Genomic DNA, 25,943 nt, shown 5'->3' on the forward strand with positions numbered 1-25,943 from the left:
ATCGGCTCGGATCCGCGCATCGGCTACCACTTCATCTATCCCGGCCTCGGCTATGGCGGCTCCTGCTTCCCGAAGGACGTGCGCGCGCTGATCAAGACCGCCGAGGGCGTCAAGTTCGACGCCAAGCTGCTGCGCGCCGTCGAAGAGCGCAACAATGCGCAAAAGTCGGTCCTGTTCGACAAGGTCAGCCACTATTTCAAGGGTGCGCTCAGGGGCAAGACCTTCGCCGTCTGGGGGCTGGCCTTCAAGCCCAATACCGACGACATGCGCGAGGCGCCGTCGCGCATGCTGATGGAAGCGCTGTGGGCGGCCGGCGCCAAGGTGCAGGCCTACGATCCCGAGGCGATGCAGGAGTGTCAGGCGATCTACGGCCTGCGCGAGGATCTGCTTTTGTGCGGCACCAAGGAGGCGGCGGTGCGCGGCGCCGACGCGCTGTTGATCTGCACCGAGTGGAAGAGCTTTCGCGCGCCCTCCTTCGACGCGCTCAAGGATGCGCTGACGACGCCGGTCATCTTCGACGGCCGCAATCTCTACGATCCCAAGGTGATCGCCCGCTACGGCATCGAGTATTTCTCCATCGGCAGGATGGCGGCATGACTGCTGATTGCCTCAAGGACAATGGCCGTCGCCATGGCTGTGGACTCATGCCGGCGAACGGGGCATCGGCAACAGTATGAGGTCATCGATGGCTACGCAGCGCAAACCGACGGTCACCGTCATCGTCCCCACCTTCAACCGGCAAAAATTCCTGCCCGAATCAATCGGAAGCCTGCTGCGGCAGACCGTGGTGCCGGATCAGATCCTGATCGTGGACGACGGCTCGACGGACGATACCGGCGCGCTGGCGGCCTCTTTCCCGGCGCCGGTGGAGTATTACCGCAAGGAGAATGGCGGGAAATCGACGGCGCTGAATTTTGCCCTGAAGCGCTGCACAGGAGATTTCGTCTGGATATTCGATGACGACGACGTCGCGCACCCGACGGCGCTTGAGCGGTTTCTCGCCGCCTTCGAGCGGGAGCCGGCCGCCGATTTCGCATTCGGCGAATATGCGCGTTTCCAGCGTTCGGCCCAGATCGAGGAGCAGGATTACGAGATCGTCGCCTTCGGCCATGTCAGCCAGGACAATTTCTTCCCGTCGCATCTCGAATATTGCCACGTCCACCAGCCGGGTCTCCTGGTGCGCCGCAAATGCTACGACGAGGTGGGTGGCTTCAACGAGACCCTGGTCCGGTCGCAGGATTATGAGATGATGCTAAGGCTTGCGCGCCGGTTCAAGGGCGTCAGGGTCGACGGCTTGATGTTCTTCCAGCGCCAGCACGACATGGTCCGCGGCAGCACCAAGGTGGTCATTTCCTACACCGACCGGATCAAGGCCTGGGGCGCGTACGACCGGGCGATCATGGAAGAGGTCTACAAGTCGGTCGATCTGCATGAGTATCTGGATCGCTCGGAGCAGGCCCTGCCGAGGACGGCCGATCTCGAGATGCAGGCGCTGCTGCAGCGATCGAGCATCATGGCCAGGAAGGGTTTGTGGCATCACGCGGCCGAGGACATCCGCCGCTACGCCCTGCTTGCCGAGCGAGCCGGAAAGACGTCGCTCAGCGACAAGGAACGCGCCATCGTGCGGCGCACCTTCGAAGCCTATGACACGGGCCTGGCGTCCGCCCCTGCCGACGCATTCATCTCGGCGGTGAAGGCATGGAAGTCGGGGCCTCTCAAGGCCGACATCGTCAGGGAATACATGCATTCCTTCCCGCACTACCTGGCGCGGGACTTGAAGGCAGGAAAAGTGATCCCCGCGTCGAAGCTGTTGCGGGAGTATTCGGCGCTGTCGCTTTCCGCTTCGCTCGGCCGGCTGTGTCGGGCGATGACCTCGAAGCTTCCCTTGGCGCGCGGCGCAAGCTGATGAGCCGTGGCTTGCGGATACTCGCCCGGGCCGAATTAGGAGCAGAATGATGAAAGTGCTTTTTGCAAGCGGCAACGGGTACATTCCCGAGTTCACCGGCGGCGTGCAATCCAACACGCATCACCTGGTCGAACAGCTGATCGAGCACGGCCATCAGGCGTCGGTCCTCGCCTCGCTGTTCGGCGACGGCATGTTCGGCCTCAAGGCACGCGCCAAGATGAAGCTGTTGCGGCAGCCCGCGGTTGTCGACAATTTCCCCGGCTACCCGGTGATGCGCGCCTGGTTCCCCTGGGAGGCGGCCGGCTTCGCCGTCGAGAAGACCACACCGGACGTCGCCGTCGTGCAGTGCCACAAGTCGGTTCTGCTCGGAAAGGCGCTTCTTGCCGAAGGCGTGCCGCTGGTCGTCTACCTGCACAATGTCGAATTTCACGAGCTTGCCGGCGATCCGCGCGAACTCAATTCGGCTTTGTACATCGCCAATTCGGAATTCACGGCACGCACCTACAAGGAAAAGTTCGGCATCGAGTCGATCGTGCTTCCGCCGACCATCAACGACGCGCTCTACTGCACACATACGACCGGCGAATTCGTCACCATGATCAATCCCTATGAGGAGAAGGGTTTCGATCTGGCGGTGAAGATTGCGGCCGCCTGCCCGGAGATTCCCTTCCTGTTCGTGGAGAGCTGGAAACTGGAGGACGAGCATCGTGCCCGCATCGAAAAGACCATCGCGCCGCTCTCGAATGTCACGCTGGAAAACCGCACCGACGATATGAAGACGGTCTATGGGCGCACCAGGATCTTGCTTGCCCCGAGCAAATGGGAGGAAGCCTGGGGCCGCGTCGCGTCCGAGGCGCATTGCAGCGGTATCCCCGTCGTCGGATCGAGGCGCGGCGGCCTGCCCGAAGCCATCGGTCCCGGCGGCGTGGTGCTCGACTACGACGCCCCGTTCGCCGACTGGGCCGCGGCGGTGAGGCGCCTGTGGAACGATCGCCAGGAATACGAACGTCTTTCGGCCGCGGCTCTCGCCTTCTCCAAACGCCCGGAGCTCGACCCCGCGCGGCAGTTGGTGGTGTTTCTCGATCTGCTCGAAAGAGCGGCCCGGCAGGGCGTTCGCCGCGCGGCGTAGACTGGTATCTGCACCCGCATAAGCCGGATGCAGAATGCGTCCGGCTTATGCGCTGCCTCACGAGTTGAGGTCGGTGCGCTTATAGCCGTGAATGGTCGTGACCAGTTTGTCATTGGGCGCCATCGGTTCCCATTGGCCAGCCCAGCGCGGGTCCATTACGGTTCCGGCTGCGACCCACAGGCAGCGGCATCGCCATTGAAACACCGCGCGACGCCAGGATTTCTCTGCGTGATGTCCGCAGCCGATCTCCGATTGCACCGTTTCGCGATCCCTTACGTATAGATCCTGCCGGCCAGGAAGCTGTCGAGATCGGTCATCGGGATGTTCGCCGTCAGGCTGACCATCGCGTCGGCGAGGATACAGCTCCTCGGCACGCCGACGACCAAGTCGATGTCGCCCGGCAACCGGTGCAGCTTGCGCACGGTCGTCTCGTTCATGGCTGAGAAATCGATCGGCATTTCATGTGTTTATCCCTGTCCTGAGATTAGCGTCGGGAGCCGGGCGGGTTCATTTCGCCTCGCTTGGGGCTGCGATGAACCCCCGTGCCGGGATCAACTGCAATGCCTCGCGAAGTGTCTGGCGGCCGGCACGGAAGGCGAGCGCGACGACAACGGTGGCGACATAGGAGAGCGCGGCGCCGCCGGCGAGCGCGACCACGGGCGGCGCATGCAGCAACGGTTTAGCGAGCCAGACCAGGCCGAACGCCAGATGCGCGCCTAGCACGAAAGGCATTGCCGCGTGAAGCACATGGCTGGCCCTGAGCGGTCCGCTCTTGCCGACATAGAGCCACAGGAATGGCGTACGCAGATATTCGCTGATCGCGTAGGCGACCGCGACGCCGAGCGCTCCGTAAGGAAGGCCTATTGCGAAGGCCAAGACCGAGGTCACGGCGGAGATGATGCCCCAGCGCATGAAGTCGCTGGAACGGCCCTGGCTGACGAACAGCCATCCCGAAGGGTTGTTGAGCGGCTGCAGCAGTCCGGCAAAGCCCAGCGCCAGGAAGATCGGCGCGCTTCCCCTCCACTGCTCGCCGAGCACGAAGGGAATTAGCGTGTCCGACATGGCGGTGGCGAAGGCGACACCCGGAAGCGCCACCAGAAGGATCAGCGGCATGACCCGCAGATAGGCGCTGCGGTAGCGGTCCGGCTCGTCCTTCAGCCGCGACAGCGCCGGCACCATCACCTTCGCCAGCGGGTTGGTGATCTGGCTGAGCGGGAAAAGCAGAAGCTTGTAGGCGCGGTCATAGAGGCCGAGCTGCGCTTCGCCCCAGTATTTGCCGATCAGCACATTGTCGAGGTTGCGGGCAAAGAAATTGGCGAAATTGAAGCCGGTGATGCCGGCGCCGAAATTGATCAGCGTGCCGATGCCGTCGACCTTGCGCGGCAGGCCCGGGCGCCAGCGCGAGGAGTACCAGTAGCACAGCGTCGGCAGCACGGCGCTTGCCAGCGTGCCGGCGAAAAGCGCCCAATAGGAGCGATCGATGAAGGTCCAGAGGATCGAGACCGCAACGCCGAGGACGGCGCTGGCGATGTCGATGATGGCCAGCCGCGTGAACTCCATGCGGCGCGTCAACAGCGCCACATGCTGCGCTCCCAGGCCATAGGCGATGATCTGCAGGCCGAAGGCGGCGACGAGGCCCGTCACGCGCGGCTCGCCATAGAAAGCGGCGACCAGCGGCGCCGAAGTCGCGAGCACGCAGGCGAGCAGGGTGCTTACGGCCACGTTGATCCAGAACAGGTAATTGACCTCTTCGTGGCGGATGCCGGTCTTCTGGATCGTCGCCTGGGTCAGGCCGAAATCCTGGAACAGTGCGATGAAGGCAAGCACCGGCGCGCACATGGCGACGACGCCGAAATCCTGCGGCGACAGGAGCCGCGACAGCACAATGACGGAGATGATCTGAGTCGCCACCCGCACGCCTTGCGCCATCGCGGTGACGACCGCGCCGCGTCTGACCGATTTGCGCAGGGAGCCTTCTGGCGGATCGAATGCACTGGCTTGCAAATTCAGGATTCCTGACTTTCGCCCGGCCTGGATCCATGACCCGACCGTCCGTTGAGTACCGAAACGCCCCGTCCACCATCAAGCTTGCAGCAACGATATGGCAATTTTTGCGACGCCGCATCAAAATTGTTGCAATGCAGCAAAATTTTACGACAGAAAGGCTTGCGGGAGCCCGTTCGAGTGTCTTGCGGCAAAGCAGAGGCCACTGCTCAAACGTATTGATTTGTTGAAGAAATGGCACCCGGAAGGGATTGAACCCTCGATTTTCGGCTTACAAAACTGATGCTGGCGCGTCGAGCCGTCGACGATTTGTAATAGATTCAACGAACGATAATACGGTCAGCGCCACGGCGCGGGCAGGAGCAATCGCCGGGGCGGCTAGTGCGCCATGAGCGAGCTGAGACCGTCGCGGCCGGTTAGGCCGGGAATATACGGGCTGAGAAGGAATTGAATGCACGGACCGGGCGGCTACCGACGCTCACCGTCTTGTGAGCTGCCCTGGGACAACAAAAGGCGGCTTTCACTGGGTGTGAGGATGCCCTTGGAAGCGATTTCCTTCGGAATGCTGACGATCATATCATCAGGGCTAAAGGTAACCGCTTCTTCTGGCGGCAGCCCTTTTGATGTGGGCGCGCCAAAGTGGCTTGTGATTTTCTTGATCTGGATGTCGTTCCGGCCGGCCCCGACATTGGTTAAGTACAGCCCCGACGCTTGTGACCCTTTCCACGGAAACTCCGTCCACCTAGTTGATGTTTTCACGTACTTGCTCCCAGCTCGTCGTCCCATCCAGAACAGCCAGATATCGTCACCTTGGGGACTGAGCTTAATGAACAGTTCCTCATCTACGGTTTCTGGCGACAACGATTTAGGGCCGTACAGCACTCCACCGACACCCGTTGGGAAAAGCATTCCCGTCGTTTCCGAAACGTCGAATAACCATTTGTCGTAAGGCTGCATTCGCCCCGCATCATCGAAGGTGACCTGGTGAGCCCGATGGCAAACGATGGTTTTTTCACCCGCCAGTTGAACAAGTTGCTCCAGCCAACGCGACGAATAATAAACATCGTCATCCGCCGTAACGATGTAGGCCTTTGGAAATGCCAAGAGGGCCGGCACGATCTTTTTGTACGAACGAATGTCTGCACAAAAACGGATTTCAAGACCTTGGGCCTTGAGGTTTGTGACCGAGGCAGGCAGTTGCGTCGCATCCTCAGCCGTGACCCAAAGGATAACCCGGTCGGGCACAACCGTCTGCGACAGGAGACAGCGCAGCGTCAAATGCAGGGTGGCGAACCGTTTCGGATAGGAAGTCAAGGATACGATCAAGTCATCAGGCAAACCATGCGGCCTTCCCTGGCCTCTAAGTGGCCATCGAAGAGCGATCATGAGTTGCGCAATGTATGGCTTAGCAAAATGAAGGATCGTTGCTCGATACTTCGCCACCCGCCAACCAATACCGTGGTTCAGCCAAGAAATTCCGCGACTTGGCGCGCCAACACCTGTTCCCAGGAACCACGGGGAGAGCGAATCCGATCGCTTCAGCCAAAGGTAGATCGCAAAAGGCCCCAAAACTGCGCCCACCAAGATGACCGCCTCATTGTCGACCCCGAAATCCCGGAGGGAAAAATGGAAGAATTGGTGCAGGAACATAATGACCAACGACGCTTCACCTAGCTTCGCTAAAGGCAACCCTATTCCCGCAACTGTGGCTGCTCGTCGTATCAGGATGAGAAACGTCAGGGACAGGGCCAGCGCAATGAGAAGCCCGAGGATGGGAGGTCCGAAAATGGAATATTTCATATTGAACTGAATGTCAGCGCCGCCAGCTGCTCCGGCTGAAGCAAGGGCACCCACGGTCAAAATGAAAATCCAAAGGGTCCTCGAACGAAATTGGATGGTCCGAATTAAATGCCCAAACCAATAGCAGCACAATGCAATTGGCACTGTGGCGACCGCCCAAGGCGAACGGTTCATTGGCCACTGGGATTGAATAGCATAGCCTAAGACCACACACAGAGCGACAAAACCCAGCATGCGAGGGCTGCTAGGGCTTTTCGTCCAATTCGCAATTTCGTTATAGATGATTTGGGTGAAGAAGAGGCAGGTTATAAACCAGAAGACGCCAAAATCACGCGAGAGGCGCATCCCACCCAGCATATCGTTAACGGCCATCTCGCGTATCTGCCAACGGGCCGGAAAATCGCCGAGCAGAACTCTCCTGGATATGACTGCCAGTGTCAAAACCAACAAAAAAGCTACATATGGCACCGCTAGGCCAGCCACCCTCTTCCAGAACAGTCGGTTGCGTTCCGTGGGCTTGTAAAGGTAGCCAGACATCACAAAGAAAAGCGGCATATGAAACAGCAATACCGCGTTAGCGAAAACCGAGTCCCAAGGTTGAGTCCCAGCGCCGGCAATATGGGCCGCCACAACAAGTAGAATGCCAACGCCTTTGGCGGCATCAAGCCAAATCTCGCGATTCGTCATCGATCGCTCCAGCCGCCCCCGCAGAAGAAAATTAGATTAGTCGCTTCGCGAGCGCAACACGAAATTGTGCATCGCACAATCAATCTCCACTAAGGAGGCAGGGGTGCAACGGTCCTAGCGGTCAGCAAACTGCGTCCCGCCTCGCTGGTGTCATAGAATGTTGACCTTTGCGGTTGCCGGCTCTCAAGCGGCCGAAGCGACTGGCCCGTGTGAGGGCTGCGTCGCGGCGCCGAGCGAGCCGGAGAAGGCCGGCGGGGAGGACGTGGCGAGCGCCGGATCGAGGCACGCGGGTCCTTGGCGCGTTCCGTTGCCACACGCTCGTAAAGCGAATCGAGAAATTCACCCGCCGGCCCCGATCCCAACATGGCCTCTGCGGTCCGGCGGGCCTCGCGCCGGAGTGGCGCCATCAGTCCCGGCTGCCTATATAAGGCTGCCTCATATAAGCAGCCAGCGGCTCGATCGCCTCGGTGGCGAGGCGCTCGACCTCATCGCGGAAATACTCGGCATAGTCGGTACCGCCACGGAAGTCGTATCCCGGACCCCACCAGTCGCCGACTTCATTCAGCCTCATCGGCAGTGAAATGCCGCTGACGCCGTCCTCCAGGAATTCCGGCAAGGTGCAGACCCTCGTTCCAAGGACCGGTGTGTGCTCGGACATCGAGATCGCCGGGCTTCGCTCGACCCCGCCGCCACGTCCAAGGCTCGGTCGCTCACGCGGGCCGTTGCGGCGGCGGTCCAATTGTGAGCCTGCCGAAAATTGTGCAGTGCGGTAAGAATTGCCGCTCTTTGCTTCGTTGCACCAAAATTGTTGCGATGCAGCAAAAGCTGTACTAGCATCCCGATGGGTGGGCCCAACAGCGGTCGAGTTACATGCTGCATGTCTTGTACCTTGTGCATGACGTATCCGACCCGGCGGTGCGCCGGAGGGTTCAGATGCTCAAGGCAGGCGGCGCCGGGGTCACCCTGGCGGGCTTCCGCCGTACCACCAGCCCGGTCGCCGAGATCGAAGGCATCGAACCTGTCGACCTCGGCGCGACGCGCGACGGCCGATTCGCGCAGCGCCTCGGCGCGGTCGCCAAGGCCGCCATGTCGATCGGCTCGAAGCTTGGCGCCATGCCCACACCCGATCTCATCATCGCGCGCAACCTCGAAATGTTGGCGCTGGCCCGCCGCGCCAATGGCGCGCTCGGGGCAAATGTGCCGATCGTCTATGAATGCCTCGACATCCATCGCCTGGTACTGCGCGACGATTTCGTCGGCAGAACGCTGCGTGGCGCCGAACGCCACCTCGCCCGCGACGTGAAGCTTCTGGTGACGAGCTCGCCGGCCTTCATCGCCAACTATTTCGAGCCTTTCGGGCAGATCGCCGCGCCCGTCGAGCTCATCGAGAACAAATATTTCGAGACCGCGCCGGTTGCGGTGGTGCATTCTTTCGAGGACGATAGCCCGGCATCTCCGCCCTGGCGCATCGGCTGGTTCGGCGCGCTGCGCTGCCGCCGCTCGCTGGAGCTGCTGGCCGATTTCACCCGGCGGCAGGCGGGACGCTTCGAGGTGGTGCTGAGGGGCCGTCCGGCGCTGTCTGAATTCCCGGACTTTCACGGTTTCGTCGAGGCCGAGCCGTGGCTTTCGTTCGGCGGCCCTTACCGCAATCCGGAGGACATGGCGGCAATCTACGGGCAGGTGCATTTCTCCTGGGCGATCGATTTCTTCGAAGCTGGCCAGAATTCCGAATGGCTGCTTCCCAACCGTCTCTATGAAGGCTGCCGATTTGGCGCCGTGCCGATCTCGATGGCGGGCACCGAAACCGGCCGGTTCCTGAAGCGCCACGATATCGGCGTGCTCCTGTCCGAGGCGACGGCCGAAGGCATCGAAGCGATGCTCGGACGGATGGATCAGGACCGATATCGCGGCCTGAAGTCGCGGGTGCTGGCGCGCAACCCTCGAACGTGGAGCTACGACCGTAGCGACTGCGCGGCTTTCGTCGAAAAGCTGAGCGGCCTCGCCGCCATGCCTTCAAATTTTGCGGCAACGGAGGCCGCGGCGTGATGGCAGGGGACGCGCAGCAATCAATGACGCGGGCTATACCGTCGATCCTGATCGTCATTCCCTGCCTCAACGAGGCTGCCCATATCGGCGGCCTGCTCGACCAGTTGCGGCCGGCGGCAGCGCGGCTCGGCGGCCGCATCGTCGTCGCCGACGGCGGCAGTGCCGACGGCACGCAAGCCATCGTCGAAAACATCGTGGCGAAGGACCCCCGCGTCATCCTGCTCGCCAATCCGAAGCGCCTCCAGAGCGCCGCCATCAATCTGGTGGTGGCGAGTCTCGGCGAAGGCGTCGACTACCTCATCCGCATCGACGCGCATGGCGGCTATCCGGACGATTACTGCGACCGGCTGGTCGGGGAAGCGCTTGCCACCGGCGCCGATTCGGTCGTCGTTTCGATGCTGACCGCCGGCACCGGCGCCGTGCAGAAGGCGGTCGCGGCGGCGCAGAACTCCAAGCTCGGCACCGGCGGCTCGAAGCACCGGCACATGTCCGAGGGCGAATGGGTCGACCACGGCCACCACGCGCTGATGCGCGTCGCCGCCTTCCGGCATGTCGGTGGCTATGACGAGAGCTTCAGCCACAACGAGGACGCCGAGCTCGACCATCGCCTCCGCCAGGCCGGCTATCGCATCTGGATGAGCGGCAGGACGCAGATGGTCTATTATCCGCGCTCGACGCTGAAGAGCCTCTATTTCCAGTATCTCGGCTATGGCCGCGGCCGCGCCAGGAACGTCCTGAAGCACCGTATGGTGCCGAAGGTCCGGCAGATGATTCCGCTGCTGGTTGCGCCCGTGGTGCTGCTCGCTCTGTTTTCCTTCGTCCACTGGCTGGCGGCGGTGCCTTTCCTTTTGTGGGCTGCGGTATGCCTCGGTTACGGCCTGGTGACGGCGCTACGCCAGCGCAACGCCGGCATGGCGCTCGCCGGCGTCTCGGCGATGGTTATGCATTTCGGCTGGTCCGTCGGCTTCTGGCAGCTGCTTTTGACGTCCCGCTTGCAGCGCAAGGTGGCATGATGGCCGGCCGCTCGATCGACATCTGCATCTGCACCTTCCGCCGGCCGGAGCTGGCCGACACGCTGCGTTCCGTCGCAGCGCTGGAGAAGCCGGCGGGACTGGAGATCGGCATCGTCATTGCCGACAATGACGACGAGCCCAGCGCGCAGAAGCTGGTCAAGGCGCTTGCCGAGGAGTTGAAGCTGCCGATCCGCTATCGCCACGCGCCGGCGCGCAACATCTCGGTCGCCCGCAACGCCTGCCTTGACGCCAGCGTGTCGGACTTCGTCGCCTTCATCGACGACGATGAGACGGCGTCCCCCTCCTGGCTGGTCGAGTTGATGGCGACGGCCGACGCCACAGGCGCCGCGGCGGTGCTCGGTCCAGTGCGGGCGCATTATCGCCAGGACGCGCCGGACTGGATGCAGAAGGGTGATTTCCATTCCACCTTGCCGGTCTGGGTGCGCGGCGAGATCCGCACCGGCTACACCTGCAACGTCCTGCTCAGAACAGCCGATGCGAGCCTGCGCGGCCGGCGCTTCAGCCTGGCTCGCGGCCAGACCGGCGGCGAGGACACCGAGTTCTTCGATGCCATGGTCAAGGCCGGCGGCCGCATTGCCTTTGCGCCTGACGCCTTCGTCGACGAGGTAGTGCCGCGCGCCAGGGCCGCGTTCGACTGGCTGCGCCGTCGCCGCTTCCGCTTCGGCCAGACGCATGGCCATTTGATCGGGCGCGGCGCTGGCGGCATACGCCGCGCCGGCCAAGTCGGGCTGGCTTCGGCCAAGGCCGCCTACTGCTTCGGCATGGCGATTTTGACCGCGATCAGCCCGGTGCGACGGAACCGCAGCGTGCTGCGCGGCATTATGCACGTTGGCGTCGTCAGCGGTTTGGTTGGCGTCCGCGAAATCCGCCAATACGGCCTCACGTCGCCAGAACAAGGGAACAAGCGTGCAGCCTGACGTCAGCTTCGTCATTGCCGCCTACAATGCGGAGGCCACTCTCGACCGCGCCATCGCCAGCGCGATCGCGCAACTTGGGGTGACCGTCGAGGTCATCGTCGTCGACGACCAGTCGCGCGACGGCACATTGGATGTGGCGCGCGCCTATCCGCAAGATATCGTCAAGGTGGTGGCGCTGCCCGCCAATCGCGGCCCGGGCGGTGCCCGCAATGCCGGCCTCGACCTGGCGCGCGGCCGCTGGGTGGCGGTGCTCGATTCCGACGATGCGGTTCTTCCCGACCGCCTGGCCATGATGATCTCCCGCGCCGAAGCAGCGGGTGCCCAGATTGCGGTCGACAATGTCCAGGTCGTGCGCGAGGACGGCACGCCCGACGACACCATGTTTCCGGCCGGCTACCTCGAAGGCCTGCGCGAAATCTCGCTGGCCGACTACATCGACGGCAATCTGGTCTTCGAATCGCGCTTCAATCTCGGCTATCTCAAGCCGATCTTCCAGCGCCGCTTCCTCGACGACAACAGGCTGCGCTACGACGAGAAGCTGCGCATCGGCGAGGACTACATTCTTCTGGCCAGCGCGCTGGCCAGCGGCGGCCGTTGCGTCGTCGAGCCGACCGTCGGCTATGTTTATCACATCCGCACCGGCTCGATCTCGCGGGTGCTCGAATTGCATCACGTCGAGGCGATGACGCATGCCGACGCCGCCTTTGCGGCGGCATATCCCATGGACAGCAGCGCAAAGGCGGCCTTTGCCAGGCGTGGCCGCAGCCTGCGTAAGGCCTCGTCGTTCCTGTCCCTGGTTCAGCACATCAAGGCGCGCGCGCCGCTCAAGGCGATCGGCGCGGCGCTCAGGGATCCGGCCGCGATCGGGCATTTGAGCATGCCTATCGCGGTCCGGCTCAAAAGGGTTGCGGCGCAGGTTCGCCGTGGGGGTGGGGAGATAAAGCATGCGGGCGATTTGATAGCCGGCGACAGGTAGAAAATCTTTTTCTCTCAGAAGGAAGACCAGATGCAGAAAGTCAGGAAGGCAGTCATCCCGGTGGCGGGGCTCGGAACGCGGTTCCTGCCGGCGACCAAGTCCATGCCGAAGGAAATGCTGCCCGTCGTCGACAAGCCCGTCGTACAATATGCCGTCGACGAGGCGTTCGAGGCCGGCATCGAGCACATCGTCTTCGTCACGGGCCGCAACAAGGCGGTCATCGAGGACTATTTCGACCTGCACCCTGAACTGATCGGCACGCTGGAGCAGACCGGCAAGAAGGCGCAGCTCGAATCGCTGGAAAGCCTGCTGCCCGTCGCCGGCGCCACCTCCTTCATCCGCCAGCAGTCGCCGCAGGGCCTGGGCCACGCCGTCTGGTGCGCGCGCGATGTGATCGGCAACGAGCCCTTCGCGCTGCTGCTTCCCGACATGGTGTCCTTCGGTGCGCGCGGCTGCCTTGCCGAGACAGTCGACCTTTACCAGCGCACCGGCGGCAATGTGATCGCCGTCGAGCGCTGCGACCCGGCCGAAACCAGCAAATACGGCATCGTCGGCCGCGGCGACGAGGTCGGTTCCGGCTTCAAGGTCACGGCGATGGTCGAAAAGCCGGCGCCCGCCAACGCGCCGTCGAATTTCTACATCAACGGCCGCTACGTCCTGCAGCCGGAGATTTTTGCGCTGCTCGGCAACCAGCAGCGCGGCGCCGGCAACGAGATCCAGCTCACGGACGCCATGGTGCGCCTGGCTCAGAGCCAGCCTTTCTACGCCCAACCTTTCGATGGCCGCATGTTCGACTGCGGCTCCAAGGAGGGCTTCATCGAGGCCACCATCGCCTTTGCCCTGGCGCGCGATGACATGAAGGGCACTGTTCTCGAGATGCTGCAGCAATTTGTCCGGTCGCATGAGCGCCGGGAAGTAGCCGCATAATGCCCATCTTTCGGGTGCATATGCGGTTTCGCGATGGCGCGACAGCCACTCCAGCGCCCGGGCTTTCCGGCCCGGCGCATCCTGGCAACAACGTTGCGCGGTCTTTTCTGGTCACGACGCCGATCTACCAAGGCCGATAGCGCCTGCAACCTGGAATTGGACCGACTATGAACTATGCCAACTTCCCCCTCGACAAGAGGATGCCATTGCCCAGTACCGATCCGGAAAAGGGTGAAGACTTCATCGATGTCGAGCGTCTGCTTGGCATGGCCGTCCGGCAGGCCAAGGTGGTGGCGGTCTGTGCCGTCATCGGCCTGTTCCTGGGCGTGTTCTATCTGCAGACCACCCCCAAGCAATATATGTCCGTGGCGAGCGTGCTCATCGACGAGGGCCTGAACAAGGTCGTCGACGACATCTCGGCAGCATCGCAGACCATGCAGACCGACGCCTCGCTGCTCAGCCAGATCGAGATTCTCACCTCGGCGCGCCTGGCGTCGGTCGTGGTCGACAAGCTGAAGCTCGACCAGAACGAGACGTTCATGAACCCGCCGCAATCGGCGCTCGCCAAGGGCGTGGGTTTTCTGCGCGGCGTAATCAGCTACTTCCGGAGCAGCTCGGCGAACGACATCCCAGGCATAGAGAATGTCGACGAGGCGACGCGCCAGGCCATGATCAAGACGGCGACGCATGACTACGCGGTGCTGAAGCTGCAGAGCGAGGTGCTTGCGCAGCGCAACGGCCGCAGCTACGTGATTTCGATCGGCTACCAGGCGCCGGATCCAGCTCTGGCCACGGCCATCACCAAAGCCTATGCCGATGCCTATCTGGCGGACCAGCTCAACGCCAGCTTCGACGCCACCGAGCGCGCCGCCTTATGGCTGCAGGGCCGGCTCACCGAGTTGCGCGAAAGCTCGCAGCAGGCAGCGATGGCGGTCGAGAAGTTCAGGGCCGAACATGGGCTCTCCGCCAACAGCGACGGCCAGTTGCTGAGCGACAAGCAGCTCGCCGATCTCAACGCGCAGCTCATCGTCGCCCAGGCGGATACCGCCAGGGCCAGCGCCCGCTACCAGCAATACAAGGCGATCGTCGACAGCGGCTCCGAAAGCGCCTTCAACGATTCGGCCATCGGTGCCGATCAGCCGAGCAGCTCGGTCATCATCGCGCTCAAGACCCGCTATCTCGCCATTGCCAAGCGCCTGCAGGACGTCGAGACCAATTTCGGTAAGGATCATCCGCAGGCGGTCGCGCTGGCCAAGGAAAAGGCCGACGTCTCGGCGCAGATATTCGGGCAGCTGAAGCAGCTCACCGAAAGCTACCGCAACGATTTCGAAGTGGCGCAGGCGCGCGAGAAGGCGCTGCGGGACAAGATCTCCACGGCCGCCGGCAAGAGCTCGATCGACAACCAGTCGCAGGTGAAGCTGAAGGAGCTCGATCAGCAAGCCCAGGCGCTGACCACGCTCTACCAGACCTTCCTCAGCCGTTACGAGGAAGCCTCGCAGCAGCAGTCCTTCCCGGTCGGCAAAGTCCGCGTCATATCCGACGCGACGATGCCGCTCGCGGCCTCCAGCCCCCGCACCTTGCGCGTGCTGGCGCTGTCGCTGGTGCTCGGCCTGATGCTTGGCGCTGGCTTTGGCGGCCTCAACGAGTTCAACGAGCGGTTCTTCAGGACGGGCGAGGACATCCGCGACCGGGTCGGTCTGAAGTTCCTCGGCTATCTGCCGACGATCGGCGGCGGCAAGGCCAAGGATCCCAAGGCCGACGACCTGCCGACCGACGGCAAGGTGGCTAGCCTTTCGGCGGCGGAGAAACGGGCGCGCATGCGTGTCAGCATCGATGCCCCGGCATCGATGTTCGCCGAGACGCTGCGCAACGCCAAGATCGCCTTCGACGTCGTGATGGAAGACCGCGGCAGCCGGGTCATCGGTGTCATTTCCGTGCTGCCCGGGGAGGGCAAGTCGACGGTGGCGGCGAATCTCGCCGGCCTGCTCGCCGCCAACGGCGCCAAGACCCTGCTCATCGACGGCGACCTGCGCAATCCGGGCTTGAGCCGCAGCCTCGGCATGGAGGCCGAGCAGGGCCTGATGGAGGCAGTGGTCAACGGCCAGACCTGGCAGTCGGTCGGCAAAGTCGACCGCCAGACCAAGCTTGCGATCATTCCCGCCGTGCTGCGCGGCCAGTTCTCGCACACCAGCGAGCTTCTGGGCTCGGCCGGCATGCGGCGCTTCATCGAGAATGCCAAGGAGACGTTCGAATACATCATCGTCGACCTGCCGCCGCTCGGCCCCGTCGTCGACGCCAAGGCCTTCGCGCCGCTGGTCGACGGCCTCGTGCTGGTCACCGAATGGGGCCGCACGCCCCGCAACATGGTGCGCTCGATGCTGGAATCCGAACCCTATATCGCCAACAAGATAATCGGCGCGGTACTCAATAAGGTCGATCTGAAGAAGCTGGCCAAGTACGGCTCGCTCGGCGGTTCGGAAAAGTTCTTCGACCGCTATTCGAGCTACTATCTGGAAAAATCCGAGCAGCGCCCCAAGCAGGCAGCCTGAGGCGGTTTTCCGTTCGGAAAAACAAAGACATAGGGCGGCTCAGCCTGGGACGGCGTGCCGCCCTAATCTTGTGACGACAGCAGCCGGCCGTATTTGCCGACGATCCTGAGCGCAGTCAGCCGGCCCGTTTGGAAGGCGCCGGTGTCGATATCGAGCCGGCGTCCGTCGAGCGCCGGAGCATCGACGATCGTGTGCCCGTGCACCACCCAGCGGTCGAGGCGATGCGCAGCCTGGAAGAACTCCTCGCGGATGTTGAGGAGGTCGCCCTCTTCCTGCGCCTCGAGCGCGATGCCGGGCCGGATGCCGGCATGCACGAAGACGAATTGGTCGGAGCAGACCATCGCCGGCAGCGTGCGCAGGAAGTCGACATGGCTGGCTGGAATGGCCTCGCGTATGCGCGCGTCCGCCCGCTCGCTCGAACCGTAGAGGCTTATCAGCCGGTCCGGATCGACGCCGTAGGAGAACAGGGTCTCGCGGCCGCCATAGCCGAGCCAGGTTTCACGCGAGAGATGACCGTCCAGATAGAGAAGCAGCGCGACCTCATGGTTGCCCACGAGGCAAATGCGCTGGAAGCCCTTCGGCGGCGGCGCCATCAGATGGTCGACCACGCGCCGCGAATGCGGCCCGCGGTCGATATAGTCGCCCAGCATGATGATGATCTTGCGGCCGCGGAAGCGCTGCGCGTCGAGTTGGATCTTGCCTTCCAGAGCGCGCAACTCGTCGAGGCAGCCATGCACGTCGCCGATCGCGTAGACGACCGCGTCGCGCATGTCCATGACAAGGCGCTCGCGTGGCGCGGGTCGAGGGCGTCTCGATCGTTGGAAAAGGTTCACGGATTGAGGCTCGGCTGCTTGCACTGATCTGCGCCTCGATATCATGCCGAATGCAAACAATTCCACACTGGCGCGCGATCGGCAGTCGCGTCGTCAGACGGCGGCCTTCAACCGATAGCGGAACACCCTGTGGTCGAAGAGCAGCCGGATGCGCGGCTCGGCCTCGGTCGCAATCAGCCAGCTCGCCGCGATCATGGCGGCGCCGACGACGGGAATAGCGGCCAGATAGGGCACGCCGGCGCGCGTCAGGGCGCCGAGCATGGCCGCGCCGACGACATCGTGGATCAGATAGAGCGGGTAGGTCATCAGCCCGATCCGCCGCCAGCCGCGCCAGGAAAGGTCGAGGCGCAGCGACCACGCCATCAGCGCGACCGCTGCGAGGAAGATGAGGATCGGCGCCGCGTAAGGCATGGCGGCTCCGACCTTGAGGCTGTGCACATCGACCGAGCTCGCGATCTGCAGCGCGCCCGCGAACAGGAACAGGGCCGTGAAGGCGAGGCGCGGCTGGGTCGTCGCCTTGACCGCAGGCACCAGCCGCCTGAAGCGCGCCGCGAAGAATTTCAGCGGCGTCGCGTTCTCGGCGCTGAAGGCGATGACGAAGCCGCTGATGACGAAGAACACCTGCACGCCGACCCAGCCGGAGCCGGCGAAGGCCATTTCGGGATGCGGCGGGATGCCACCGGTGGCGCGCGCCGAAATGCCATCCGGAAAACCCCAGACCCAGAAGCCATAGTGATGGAACATCACCATGACGGCAGCCAGAAACGCAGGATGTCGACACCGCCGAATGTCGTCTTGTGCTGAGCCATGCCGTGCCTTCGGTATGGCCCCCCATGCAAACTTTAAAGTCTAGTGCTGCGTTGCACAACAAGCGATTGCAGTGCGGGATAAGTTCGTGAATTCTTCCTTAACGCGGCGGTCCGCCGGGTGACTACACGCCGATACCGCGTCCCTTGAGCGCCGCCGTGATCTCGTCGAGGATCGCGGGATCGTCGATGGTCGCCGGCATCGTCCATTCCTCCTTGTCGGCGATCTTCTGCATCGTGCCGCGCAGGATCTTGCCGGAGCGGGTCTTCGGCAGCCGCTTGATCGTCACCGCGGTCCTGAAGGCCGCGACGGGGCCGATCCGCTCGCGCACCAGCTCCACCACCTCGCTTTCGATCGCGCCGGTGTCGCGCGACACGCCGGCATTGAGGACGACGAAGCCGAGCGGCACCTGGCCCTTCATGGCGTCCGCAATGCCGATGACCGCGCATTCGGCGACGTCGGGGTGCGCCGCCAGCACCTCTTCCATGGCTCCGGTCGAGAGCCGGTGGCCGGCGACATTGATGATGTCGTCGGTGCGGGCCATGACATAGAGATAGCCGTCCTCATCCATCATGCCGGCATCGGCGGTCTTGTAGTAGCCTGGGAACTCTTCGAGATAGGCCTGGCGGAAGCGGGCGTCGGCATTCCACAGCGTCGGCAGGCAGCCGGCGGGCAGCGGCAGCTTGACCACGACATTGCCGAGCGTGCCGCGCGCCACCTCATGGCCGGCATCGTCCAGCACCCGGATGTCGTAGCCAGGCATCGGCACGCCGGGCGAGCCGTATTTCACCGGCAATAGTCCCAGCCCCGCCGGATTGGTCGTCATCGGCGAACCGGTCTCGGTCTGCCACCAATGGTCGACGACCGGACGGTCGAGCTTCTGCTCCGCCCATTTGATGGTTTCGGGATCGGCGCGCTCGCCGGCGAGGAACAAAGTGCGGAACTTCGACAGGTCGTATTTCGGCACGAACTCGCCCTTGGGATCCTGCCCCTTGATGGCGCGGAAGGCGGTCGGCGCGGTGAACAGCGCCACGACGCCATGCTGCGCGATCACCCGCCAATAGGTGCCGGCGTCCGGTGTGCCGATCGGCTTGCCTTCGAAGAGCACGCTTGTGCAGCCATGCAGGAGCGGTCCGTAGACGATGTAGGAATGGCCGACCACCCAGCCGACGTCGGAGGCCGCCCAGAACACTTCGCCGGGCTTGACGCCGAACTCGTTGTCCATGGTCCATTTCAGCGCGACCATGTGGCCGCCATTGTCGCGCACGATGCCCTTCGGTTGGCCGGTCGTGCCGGAGGTGTAGATGATGTAGAGCGGGTCGGTGGCCAGCACCGGCACGCAGTCGACATTGGCGCCGGCGGCCCGTTCGCGGGCAACTGCGTCGGCATAGTCGAAATCGTAATTGTCCTTCATGTCGCAGCGCAACTGCTCGCGCTGCAGGATGAGGCAGGCGTCGGGCTTGTGCTTCGACATCTCGATCGCCTTGTCGAGCAATGGCTTGTAGGCGACGACACGTCCGGGCTCCAGCCCGCAGGACGCGGAGATGATCAGCTTCGGCTTGGCGTCGTCGACGCGGGTGGCGAGCTCATGCGAGGCGAAGCCGCCGAACACCACCGAATGCACGGCGCCCAGCCTGGCTGAGGCGAGCATGGCGATGGCCGCTTCCGCCACCATCGGCATGTAAATGATGACGCGGTCGCCCTTGCCGATGCCGCGATGCCGCAGCACCGAGGCCAGCGCGACGACCTCGCGCTTCAATTCGGCATAGGTGAATTTCCGGATCGTGCCGGTGATCGCGCTGTCATGGATCAGGGCCAGCTGGTCGGCGCGGTCGCCGGCGACATGGCGGTCGATTGCGTTGTAGCAGGTGTTGCAGGAAGCGCCCACGAACCAGCGGCCATAGACGCCTTGCGTCGGGTCGAAGACCTTGTCGGCCGGCCTGTACCAGTCGATCGCCTTCGCTGCTTCGGCCCAGAACCCTACGGGATCGCGTTTCCAGCCCTCATAGACTTCGTGATAGCGTGAGGCCATCCGCCTTCCTCTCAAGAAACGTTCTGCCGCCTGCCATAGACTAAGCCGCGCGTGGCGGCCATGTCTTCCTGCATTTTGGTCGACATCGCCGGGAAACGTTTCTGTTCGGCGCCTCCGGTGGAGACGTCGCTGTCAGTGTCCGTGATCCAGAAGCCTGCTTAAAGCGGCAGCGCCGCCAGCATCAGCCCGACGCCGCCGGCGATCAGGATGGCCGCCGCAAGCGCCTTCCGATGGCGTTCGAACGCCGTCGGAGCCCGTTCCCAATTGTAACGCATACAGATCACTCCCCAAAGCCCGGCGGACTCATAGCTTACCTAACGGCAGGAAGGCAAGACCTCGCTAATATTCGCCCCGCGACGGTCAGGCCTGCAGGGCCAAACATCCCGCATTCGCCATCCACGCCGATGGACAGCCTCGCGGCGCCGCGCTAATTGCTCTTTAGCGAAGGGAGCGGGCGGATGGCTGAAATCGGCTCTGAAACGGTGCTTCGGATGGCGGACGATGCGTCCGTGCAGCATGTCGGCGATGGCGCCGTCGTGCTTTTGGCACGCAGCGGCCAGCTTTACACCTGCAACGACACGACCGAGGCTTTTCTCGACAAGGTCGACGGCGCGCGCAACCTCAACCAGATCGTCGACCTGCTGTCGGACGAGTTCGAGGTCGACAAGGCAACGCTCGACCAGGACATGGCCGAATTGGCCGCCGAACTGGTGGCTGAAGGCATCCTGTCCGACCCGGAGGCGTGATGGCCGACGGACCGGTCCTGCGTGTCCTGTTCCGCGTCCATTTGTGGCTCACCGCGCGGCTGATGCCGGTGCTGGTCGGCCGGCGCGATTTCGAAAGCGTGTTGAAACTGGCGCCACTGCGCTCGCCCGAGCCCTATCGTGATTTGCCCTGGACCTATATCGTCCATCGCATCAAGCGAACGGTGCGGCGTCCCTGGCTGATGCGCGACCGCAGGTGCCTTCGGGAAGGTCTGCTCGGTTTTCGCTTCCTGCGCATGGCCGGTCTCGACCCGGAGCTGCGTTTCGGGGTCGATGCCAACTCGATGCACGAGCCGCGCCTGTCGGCGCATTGCTGGGTCTGCCTCGACGGCAAGCCGGTGGTCAGCGACAGCCAGCCCGGCATGGTGGAGATCTACCGCCACCCGGCCAGGATGAAGGCGCCAGCCGCTTGAGCGACCAGACTTTCCGCTACGACCTCAATGGCCAGGTCATAGGCATCACCGCCGCGCGCGCCGATCTTTGGCCGAGCTTCGACCTGGTGCTTGGCGCCCTGCGTGTGGAAGAGCCTGTTCCGCCCGGTTTTCGTGTCGACATCGTCGAGACGCCTGAGTTGCAGGAGAACCCCGAAGGAAAGCTGGCCTTCGACGGCGACGTGCCGCTGGACGGCCATTGCCGCATGATAGACGCCGGCAGCGTCTTCCATCTCGTCTTCCCGGGCCAGCAGACGCTGTCGATCCGCGACGGCGAGGGCCGGGCCGAAATCCGTCTTCATCCAGGCAGCAAGATCAAGTGGACTTTGCTGATGATGGTGCTGGATGCGGCGCTCGATTCGGACGGCCAGTATATGCTGCACGCCGCGGGTCTCACCTTGCCTGGAAAGGAGGGCCTGGTTCTCATTCATGCGCCAAGCGGCACGGGCAAGTCGACGACGTCGCTGGCGCTTGCGTCGCGGGGCTTCGGCCTTTGCTCGGACGACGTGATGATCCTCAACGCAAGGGCGCAGGGCATCACGGCCTGGGGCATGCCGCGCAAGGTGAAGGTCCACCGCAACACTGCGGCGATGCTGCCCTTCGTTGCGCCTTGCCTGGGTGAAAAGTGGGACGCCGAGGGCGAGCAGTCCGTTTCGCTGGACTGCCTCGGCGGGATCATCCGCGTTGAGGATGTGCGCGCCAGGCCTGTCGCCGCGCTCCTGCATCTCGCGCGCTCGGCCGACACCGAGACCCGGCTGATGCCGATGGCCAGGACCGAGGCCATGGTGACTTTGGCCACCGACAATGTGCGGACCGGCATGACCGGCCTGCTGTCGCTGCAGAAAAGGCGCTTGGCGATGATCGCGGCGCTGGTGAAGGCAGTGCCGACCTTCACGCTGGAAGTCGGGGCAAGTCCCGCGGATGCGGCCGCGCTGATCCAGGCCGCGCTGCCAAGTTGACGCTCACTCAGTCCTTCTCGCCGAAACGCCGGATGTCGAAGGATCGCTGCTCCCGCCTGCCTTGGCGGGGTTTCGACTGCCATCGCAGCAACAGCCGGGACAGCTTGTTGTACGCCAGATGGACGACGCGCGCGTCGGCGCAGTCGAACTCCACCAGTCCCCATCGGCATTTCGCCGCTTCGCCGCTCGGGGATCCCAGGCGACGGATCGGCTGAGCCAGCCGGACCGGCCTTCCGTTGATCAGCACACTGACCGGAACACTCGACCCGACGACCCGGCACAGCCGCGCGACATGGTCGCTTGACGATTGCGTGCCGACGATCAACGGACCGGGCTCGACGCGTGCCCAGACATATGCCCCATCCGGCTGAGGCATTCCGGCAAGCCTGCCCCGGCAAAACTCGGGCGCGATATTCGCCGCGAGCACGGCCATCGCGTCTGCCAGGGCCCGGTTCACCGTTACGGCCGAACGCCAATCCTCTGCTGCAAAACCGACCTGCGCCAGGATATCGCCCTCATCGAAGCCGGATGTCATCTTGTGCAAGGTCACACCGCCATGGGCTTCTTGCATCTGGTCGATGATTAGCCGGTGCATTGGATGCGGACCGCGATAGTGAGGCAGAAGCGCGGGATGCAGGTTGAGGCCACCCTTGGGGAACAGCTCCAGCGCCGTTCGCGGGATCAGCTTGCCGTATCCGAAACAGATCAAAAGATCGGCGCCGAGCACGCTGAGCTCCTGCCCGAGCGCATCCCAGTCATGGGGCGGGCTGAATTCGATCAGCGGTGGCATGGCGTGTCTGGGATGAGATATCAACGCAAACCGTCGCCGAAGGCGGCGGCGCAGGGTACTGAAGCTGAAGCGCTTGCCGGCACGTGGGCCCGGCACGACCACGGCAGCGATTTGGTGGCCGTCATTTGCCCAGCGCGCTAGCATGGGCGCGGTGACGGACGAAACCTCGGTGATGAATACGGCCGAGAGCGGTTTCTCCATGCCGAGCTCAGGCTGGATATGGTCGCGGCCGTGCCAGCCTCTGGACCCAGCGGAAGGCATCGCGGCTGAGGCGCGAGCGCAGCTTCTCGCGAGAATTGACCCGAAGCAGCATGTTGCCGGTGATCAGCCATTTGGCCAGTCGGATCGAGAGGTCCGGCTTGATGCGGTCGGCGAGCTCGATCGCGCGCGGCGCGGCGAACAGGCGTCCGGTGACGTTGAGGACTGTGGCCAGCTCGAGCTCGATGCCGGTCATCCGGGCGGCATCGAGCAGCCGCGCTTCCGCTTGGGGCGATTTCAGCGCCCGCACGCCTTGCAGCACGTCGACGCAGAGCTGCAGGCGGTGGAACTTGTGGCCGCCGGCGGCATGAACGACGGCGATGGTGAGCAGCGCAGCCGGCGTGTCGGTTTCGCTGCCGTCGATTGCCTGCAACTCGCGGAAGCCAAGCGATAGGCGTCTGCGCATGCCGGTGTCGTGCACCAGATTGCCATGCAATTCGACCAGCAGGCTGGAGTTCTCTTTCTCCAGCCATTTGAATTCCAGCAGTTCATGCGATCGGGCCTCGTCGCTGCCGAGTTCGAAGCCGCATTCGCCGATGGTCTTGTTGGCCGCCTCGATGCTGGCGGGATCGACGAGGATGTCGATGTCGGTGAAGGGACGGTCGGCAAGCTGGCGATAGAGCTTGCGCGCGAACACCGGCCCCTTGACGATCCGGGCCGGCACGCCCTTTGCCGCCAGCGCTTTCATGATGCGGTCGCCATGATATTGCAGCAGCATCGATTGGCCGGTCGCCATCGTCGCCGCGTCGCGCAACTCCAATAGCCTCCGCTGCAGGGTTGCGTCCTGCGGCAGTCGAGCGTCACCGATCTCCCGGAGTTTGCGCAGCATGATCGGCAGCACGCCATGAAACTCCGCATTGGCGAGCAGCGCCAGCAGGGTTTTGGCCGCAAGGCCATTGCCAATGGCGGCCGATGCCTCGGGGTCGGCAAAGGTCAGCAGCAGTTTTTCATCGGCAAATGCAAGAGATGGCAGCATCAAATCTGCTCAGGATTCCGTCATCGAAGGCAAATATGGCGAATATGGTTGCAGAAAAGCACCAGAGACGCCAGCAACGCGAGGACGAATCCCGCGCATGAATTGACAGTGTGAATAGCTTTGCCGCATTCTCACAACCAGGAGTCGGAGGCATGAAAATGACCAAGAAGCAATATCAAGCGCCAGTTCTGCGCAAGGCGGGTAAGCTGTCCACCGTGGTAGCTGCTACCTCGAAGCCGGTCTAAGCCAGGTTCGCAGCTTTCGCTTGCGCCACTAGATGCCCCAGCGCAGCGCCGCCGTGTGTACCGGCGCGTCCCAAAATGCTGACGCGTCGTCATCCAGCACGGTCAGCGTGATCGAGCATCCCGCCATGTCGAGCGAGGTCACATAGGACCCCGACGAGCGAGCGGATTACCGTCACGCCCTGTTTCTCGAACATCCTGCGCGCGCTGTTGTACATCAGATAGAGCTCCATCGACGGCGTGCCGCCGAAGGACGTCAGCTGGCCGTGCTAGCGGGTCCCGGACTCACCGTCACCGGCCGGATCGCCGGCGCCGGCGGCAGGAGCGCGCGTATGTCGGCGAAGGGGAAAGTCGGCTCGAAGCGGAAGGCTTCCGCCAGCGCGCCGGAGGCGCCGTTGCACTGTCCGGCGCGAAACTCGTTCTGGAGGCGCGCCCTGTGCACATAATGCTCGGGACCTTGCGATCGGTGCGCCCGAATCGCTTTCGCCTTGATGTCCCAATGCTGCGAGATCTCGACATAGTGCGTCGGCGAAAAACCGGTGCCGCCGAGCGTGTCGGCATGCAGCACCGGCACCGCGAAGGATGCGGCGAGCCGCACGCCGTCAGACAGGGCGCGGTGGTCGCAATGATAATCGTAAGGCGCATGGGTGACGGCGAGGTCGGGCTTCACCTCGCCCATCAGTGTCTTCAGCGCCGAAATGAACGCGGCATCGGCGACGAGCTCCCCGTCGGGAAAGTCGAGGAAGCGTGGTTCGACGCCGAGGAGGCCTGCCGCCGTGGTCGCTTCCTTGCGCCGCAAGCGGGCAAGCGCCTTGGGGTCTCCCATGCCGCCTCTGGCACCATCGGTGGCTATGGCGAAAGTCAGTTCTGCGCCTTGCGCGACATAGGCGGCCAGCGTACCGAACATGAATATCTCGATATCGTCGGGATGTGCCCCCAGCGCCAGTATCTTCACGTCTTTCTCCCGGAAAATGGTATCGTGCCGAACGGAATCCTGCTCGCCCTTCTCGCTTACGCAAACTATTCGTTCAGCGACGCCGTCATCAAGGGTCTGGGTGGGCAGTTCACCGTCTTCGAGATCGGCTTCTTCATGACCTTGTTTGCCGGTTGTTTCCTCTTCTTTGCCCGGCCAAAGGAGGAGCGCTGGCGCGATTTCTGGCGCACCAGACGGCCCTGGGCCGTACAGGCACGCGCTTGGGCCGGCATCGCGTCGGGCGTGCTCAGCGTCTATGCCTTCACCACCATTCCGCTGGCGGAGGTTTACGCGCTGCTCTTCCTCGCCCCGTTGCTCGTCACCGTGCTTTCGACCATCATCCTGAAGGAGGAGGTCGGTCCCTGGCGGTGGCTTGCCGTGATCGCCGGCTTTGCCGGTGTCATGCTGGTGGTGCGGCCGGGCTTCCGCGAATTGCATCTTGGCCATCTCGCCGCCTTCGCCAACGCCTTCGTCGCGGCAACCATCGTCATCCTGATGCGCTCGCTTGCCCAGCAGGAAAAGCGCACGACCATGTTGGGCTCGCTGATCGGCTATGGCTTGCTCTTCAACGGGGCCGGCGCGGTCGCGACGTCATTTACGCTTCCCAATCTGTGGCAACTGGGCTGGCTGGTCCTGGGCGGCCTGTTCACCGCCGGCGGCCAATTGCTGCATCTCCTGGCGGCCAAATACGCGCCGGCCAATCGCATCGCCCCGACGCACTATTCGCAGATCGTCTGGGCGGTCATCCTCGGTGCGATGTTCTTCAGCGAATATCCCGACGCGATGACACTGGTCGGCCTTGCTGTCGTCGGCGCCTCTGGCCTCCTCACCATGGTGCGCGAGGAAGTGCGGCTTGGCACCGTGCGCTGGAACCCGTTTACGCGTGCCCGGCTTTGACCGGCA

General features: G+C 63.4%; 23 protein-coding genes and 1 pseudogene. 13 read left to right on the top strand and 11 right to left on the bottom strand.

Features of this window, described 5'->3' with window-relative positions:
• From FJW06_RS08850 to FJW06_RS08860, 3 genes are all read left to right on the top strand, one after another.
• Nucleotides 1-597, top strand: a 597-nt coding sequence (locus tag FJW06_RS08850) for a UDP binding domain-containing protein (RefSeq protein WP_140750671.1), incomplete at its 5' end; no start/stop codon positions are given.
• Between the two features lie 88 nt (nt 598-685).
• Nucleotides 686-1,906: a glycosyltransferase family A protein gene (locus FJW06_RS08855; RefSeq protein WP_181178190.1), complete on the top strand. Its 1,221-nt coding sequence runs from the start codon at nt 686-688 to the stop codon at nt 1,904-1,906.
• A 49-nt stretch (nt 1,907-1,955) separates the two neighbouring features.
• A complete protein-coding gene (locus FJW06_RS08860) occupies nt 1,956-3,035 on the top strand; it encodes a glycosyltransferase (RefSeq protein ID WP_140751146.1) in 1,080 nt (359 codons plus the stop codon).
• A 272-nt stretch (nt 3,036-3,307) separates the two neighbouring features.
• On the opposite strand, the gene FJW06_RS08865 is transcribed toward FJW06_RS08860, so the two are convergent.
• From FJW06_RS08865 to FJW06_RS08880, 4 genes are all read right to left on the bottom strand, one after another.
• Nucleotides 3,308-3,493, bottom strand: a complete 186-nt coding sequence (locus FJW06_RS08865; protein WP_246674565.1) for a hypothetical protein — start codon at nt 3,491-3,493, stop codon at nt 3,308-3,310.
• Between the two features lie 49 nt (nt 3,494-3,542).
• Nucleotides 3,543-5,039, bottom strand: a complete 1,497-nt coding sequence (locus tag FJW06_RS08870; protein ID WP_140750675.1) for a lipopolysaccharide biosynthesis protein — start codon at nt 5,037-5,039, stop codon at nt 3,543-3,545.
• A 468-nt stretch (nt 5,040-5,507) separates the two neighbouring features.
• The gene (locus FJW06_RS08875) at nt 5,508-7,526 is read right to left on the bottom strand and encodes an acyltransferase family protein (protein WP_140750677.1); all 2,019 of its coding nucleotides are present in this window, start codon (nt 7,524-7,526) and stop codon (nt 5,508-5,510) included.
• Nucleotides 7,527-7,932: 406 nt separating this feature from the next.
• Complete coding sequence (locus FJW06_RS08880) at nt 7,933-8,184, bottom strand: hypothetical protein (RefSeq protein WP_140750679.1); 252 nt, start codon at nt 8,182-8,184, stop codon at nt 7,933-7,935.
• Nucleotides 8,185-8,396: 212 nt separating this feature from the next.
• On the opposite strand from FJW06_RS08880, the gene FJW06_RS08885 reads away from it, so the two are divergent.
• The 6 genes from FJW06_RS08885 (at nt 8,397) to FJW06_RS08910 (ending at nt 15,975) form a co-directional block, all read left to right on the top strand.
• Nucleotides 8,397-9,572, top strand: coding sequence for a glycosyltransferase family 4 protein (locus tag FJW06_RS08885; protein WP_140750681.1), 1,176 nt, complete (start codon nt 8,397-8,399; stop codon nt 9,570-9,572).
• A gap of 23 nt (nt 9,573-9,595) precedes the next feature.
• Nucleotides 9,596-10,585 (top strand): glycosyltransferase family 2 protein, encoded by a 990-nt coding sequence (locus tag FJW06_RS08890; protein WP_140750683.1) that lies wholly within the window; start codon nt 9,596-9,598, stop codon nt 10,583-10,585.
• Nucleotides 10,582-11,523 carry a glycosyltransferase gene (locus tag FJW06_RS08895; RefSeq protein WP_140750685.1) on the top strand — a complete coding sequence of 314 codons (942 nt, stop codon included), beginning with the start codon at nt 10,582-10,584 and terminating at the stop codon, nt 11,521-11,523. The genes FJW06_RS08890 and FJW06_RS08895 overlap by 4 nt, the downstream gene beginning before the upstream one ends.
• Nucleotides 11,513-12,499, top strand: a complete 987-nt coding sequence (locus FJW06_RS08900; protein WP_140750687.1) for a glycosyltransferase family 2 protein — start codon at nt 11,513-11,515, stop codon at nt 12,497-12,499. Before FJW06_RS08895 ends, FJW06_RS08900 begins: the two co-directional genes overlap by 11 nt.
• A 30-nt stretch (nt 12,500-12,529) precedes the next feature.
• A complete protein-coding gene (gene galU, locus FJW06_RS08905) occupies nt 12,530-13,426 on the top strand; it encodes a UTP--glucose-1-phosphate uridylyltransferase GalU (protein ID WP_140750689.1) in 897 nt (298 codons plus the stop codon).
• A gap of 167 nt (nt 13,427-13,593) precedes the next feature.
• Nucleotides 13,594-15,975 carry a polysaccharide biosynthesis tyrosine autokinase gene (locus FJW06_RS08910; RefSeq protein ID WP_140750691.1) on the top strand — a complete coding sequence of 794 codons (2,382 nt, stop codon included), beginning with the start codon at nt 13,594-13,596 and terminating at the stop codon, nt 15,973-15,975.
• Between the two features lie 62 nt (nt 15,976-16,037).
• Here the strand turns inward: FJW06_RS08910 and FJW06_RS08915 are convergent, their stop codons facing one another.
• From FJW06_RS08915 to FJW06_RS08925, 3 genes are all read right to left on the bottom strand, one after another.
• Entirely contained in the window at nt 16,038-16,751 is a 714-nt protein-coding gene (locus FJW06_RS08915) for a metallophosphoesterase (protein WP_246674566.1), read from the bottom strand.
• A 150-nt stretch (nt 16,752-16,901) separates the two neighbouring features.
• Nucleotides 16,902-17,558, bottom strand: a complete 657-nt coding sequence (locus FJW06_RS08920) for a hypothetical protein (protein ID WP_246674567.1) — start codon at nt 17,556-17,558, stop codon at nt 16,902-16,904.
• 181 nt (nt 17,559-17,739) lie between these two features.
• Nucleotides 17,740-19,647: a propionyl-CoA synthetase gene (locus FJW06_RS08925; RefSeq protein WP_140750697.1), complete on the bottom strand. Its 1,908-nt coding sequence runs from the start codon at nt 19,645-19,647 to the stop codon at nt 17,740-17,742.
• 458 nt (nt 19,648-20,105) lie between these two features.
• Here FJW06_RS08925 and FJW06_RS08930 point away from each other — a divergent pair, with 458 nt between their 5' ends.
• The 3 genes from FJW06_RS08930 to FJW06_RS08940 are packed head-to-tail and all read left to right on the top strand — an operon-like array spanning nt 20,106 to nt 21,801.
• Complete coding sequence (locus FJW06_RS08930) at nt 20,106-20,393, top strand: PqqD family protein (RefSeq protein WP_140750699.1); 288 nt, start codon at nt 20,106-20,108, stop codon at nt 20,391-20,393.
• Entirely contained in the window at nt 20,393-20,824 is a 432-nt protein-coding gene (locus tag FJW06_RS08935) for a lasso peptide biosynthesis B2 protein (RefSeq protein WP_140750701.1), read from the top strand. Before FJW06_RS08930 ends, FJW06_RS08935 begins: the two co-directional genes overlap by 1 nt.
• Nucleotides 20,821-21,801 carry a serine kinase gene (locus FJW06_RS08940; protein WP_140750703.1) on the top strand — a complete coding sequence of 327 codons (981 nt, stop codon included), beginning with the start codon at nt 20,821-20,823 and terminating at the stop codon, nt 21,799-21,801. The genes FJW06_RS08935 and FJW06_RS08940 overlap by 4 nt, the downstream gene beginning before the upstream one ends.
• Nucleotides 21,802-21,808: 7 nt before the next feature.
• On the opposite strand, the gene FJW06_RS08945 is transcribed toward FJW06_RS08940, so the two are convergent.
• The 4 genes and pseudogenes from FJW06_RS08945 to FJW06_RS08960 form a co-directional block, all read right to left on the bottom strand.
• Entirely contained in the window at nt 21,809-22,792 is a 984-nt protein-coding gene (locus tag FJW06_RS08945; RefSeq protein ID WP_181178191.1) for a formyltransferase family protein, read from the bottom strand.
• Nucleotides 22,793-22,799: 7 nt separating this feature from the next.
• A complete protein-coding gene (locus FJW06_RS08950) occupies nt 22,800-23,825 on the bottom strand; it encodes a nucleotidyltransferase family protein (RefSeq protein WP_140750707.1) in 1,026 nt (341 codons plus the stop codon).
• 273 nt (nt 23,826-24,098) lie between these two features.
• Nucleotides 24,099-24,318, bottom strand: a pseudogene (locus FJW06_RS08955) (dihydroxyacetone kinase subunit DhaK); the annotation flags it as partial.
• Nucleotides 24,319-24,323: 5 nt separating this feature from the next.
• Nucleotides 24,324-25,022 carry a PIG-L deacetylase family protein gene (locus FJW06_RS08960; protein WP_140750709.1) on the bottom strand — a complete coding sequence of 233 codons (699 nt, stop codon included), beginning with the start codon at nt 25,020-25,022 and terminating at the stop codon, nt 24,324-24,326.
• 24 nt (nt 25,023-25,046) lie between these two features.
• On the opposite strand from FJW06_RS08960, the gene FJW06_RS08965 reads away from it, so the two are divergent.
• On the top strand, nt 25,047-25,937 hold the full coding sequence (locus FJW06_RS08965; protein WP_140750711.1) for a DMT family transporter: 891 nt from the start codon (nt 25,047-25,049) through the stop codon (nt 25,935-25,937).
• The last annotated feature ends 6 nt before the right edge of the window (nt 25,938-25,943 follow it).

This window comes from Mesorhizobium sp. B4-1-3 (genome assembly GCF_006439355.1).
GTDB lineage: Bacteria > Pseudomonadota > Alphaproteobacteria > Rhizobiales > Rhizobiaceae > Mesorhizobium.

What these genes read in the sequence shown, in the direction of transcription:
- FJW06_RS08930 (WP_140750699.1), top strand. Translation starts at nt 20,106, where the DNA reads ATGGCTGAAATCGGCTCTGAAACGGTGCTTCGGATGGCGGACGATGCG.
- FJW06_RS08865 (WP_246674565.1), bottom strand. Translation starts at nt 3,493, where the DNA reads ATGCCGATCGATTTCTCAGCCATGAACGAGACGACCGTGCGCAAGCTG.
- FJW06_RS08860 (WP_140751146.1), top strand. Translation starts at nt 1,956, where the DNA reads ATGAAAGTGCTTTTTGCAAGCGGCAACGGGTACATTCCCGAGTTCACC.
- FJW06_RS08945 (WP_181178191.1), bottom strand. Translation starts at nt 22,792, where the DNA reads ATGGAGAAACCGCTCTCGGCCGTATTCATCACCGAGGTTTCGTCCGTC.
- FJW06_RS08910 (WP_140750691.1), top strand. Translation starts at nt 13,594, where the DNA reads ATGAACTATGCCAACTTCCCCCTCGACAAGAGGATGCCATTGCCCAGT.
- FJW06_RS08925 (WP_140750697.1), bottom strand. Translation starts at nt 19,647, where the DNA reads ATGGCCTCACGCTATCACGAAGTCTATGAGGGCTGGAAACGCGATCCC.
- FJW06_RS08885 (WP_140750681.1), top strand. Translation starts at nt 8,397, where the DNA reads ATGCTGCATGTCTTGTACCTTGTGCATGACGTATCCGACCCGGCGGTG.
- FJW06_RS08890 (WP_140750683.1), top strand. Translation starts at nt 9,596, where the DNA reads ATGACGCGGGCTATACCGTCGATCCTGATCGTCATTCCCTGCCTCAAC.
- FJW06_RS08875 (WP_140750677.1), bottom strand. Translation starts at nt 7,526, where the DNA reads ATGACGAATCGCGAGATTTGGCTTGATGCCGCCAAAGGCGTTGGCATT.
- FJW06_RS08950 (WP_140750707.1), bottom strand. Translation starts at nt 23,825, where the DNA reads ATGCTGCCATCTCTTGCATTTGCCGATGAAAAACTGCTGCTGACCTTT.
- galU (WP_140750689.1), top strand. Translation starts at nt 12,530, where the DNA reads ATGCAGAAAGTCAGGAAGGCAGTCATCCCGGTGGCGGGGCTCGGAACG.
- FJW06_RS08855 (WP_181178190.1), top strand. Translation starts at nt 686, where the DNA reads ATGGCTACGCAGCGCAAACCGACGGTCACCGTCATCGTCCCCACCTTC.
- FJW06_RS08880 (WP_140750679.1), bottom strand. Translation starts at nt 8,184, where the DNA reads ATGTCCGAGCACACACCGGTCCTTGGAACGAGGGTCTGCACCTTGCCG.
- FJW06_RS08920 (WP_246674567.1), bottom strand. Translation starts at nt 17,558, where the DNA reads ATGGTGATGTTCCATCACTATGGCTTCTGGGTCTGGGGTTTTCCGGAT.
- FJW06_RS08915 (WP_246674566.1), bottom strand. Translation starts at nt 16,751, where the DNA reads ATGGACATGCGCGACGCGGTCGTCTACGCGATCGGCGACGTGCATGGC.
- FJW06_RS08935 (WP_140750701.1), top strand. Translation starts at nt 20,393, where the DNA reads ATGGCCGACGGACCGGTCCTGCGTGTCCTGTTCCGCGTCCATTTGTGG.
- FJW06_RS08895 (WP_140750685.1), top strand. Translation starts at nt 10,582, where the DNA reads ATGATGGCCGGCCGCTCGATCGACATCTGCATCTGCACCTTCCGCCGG.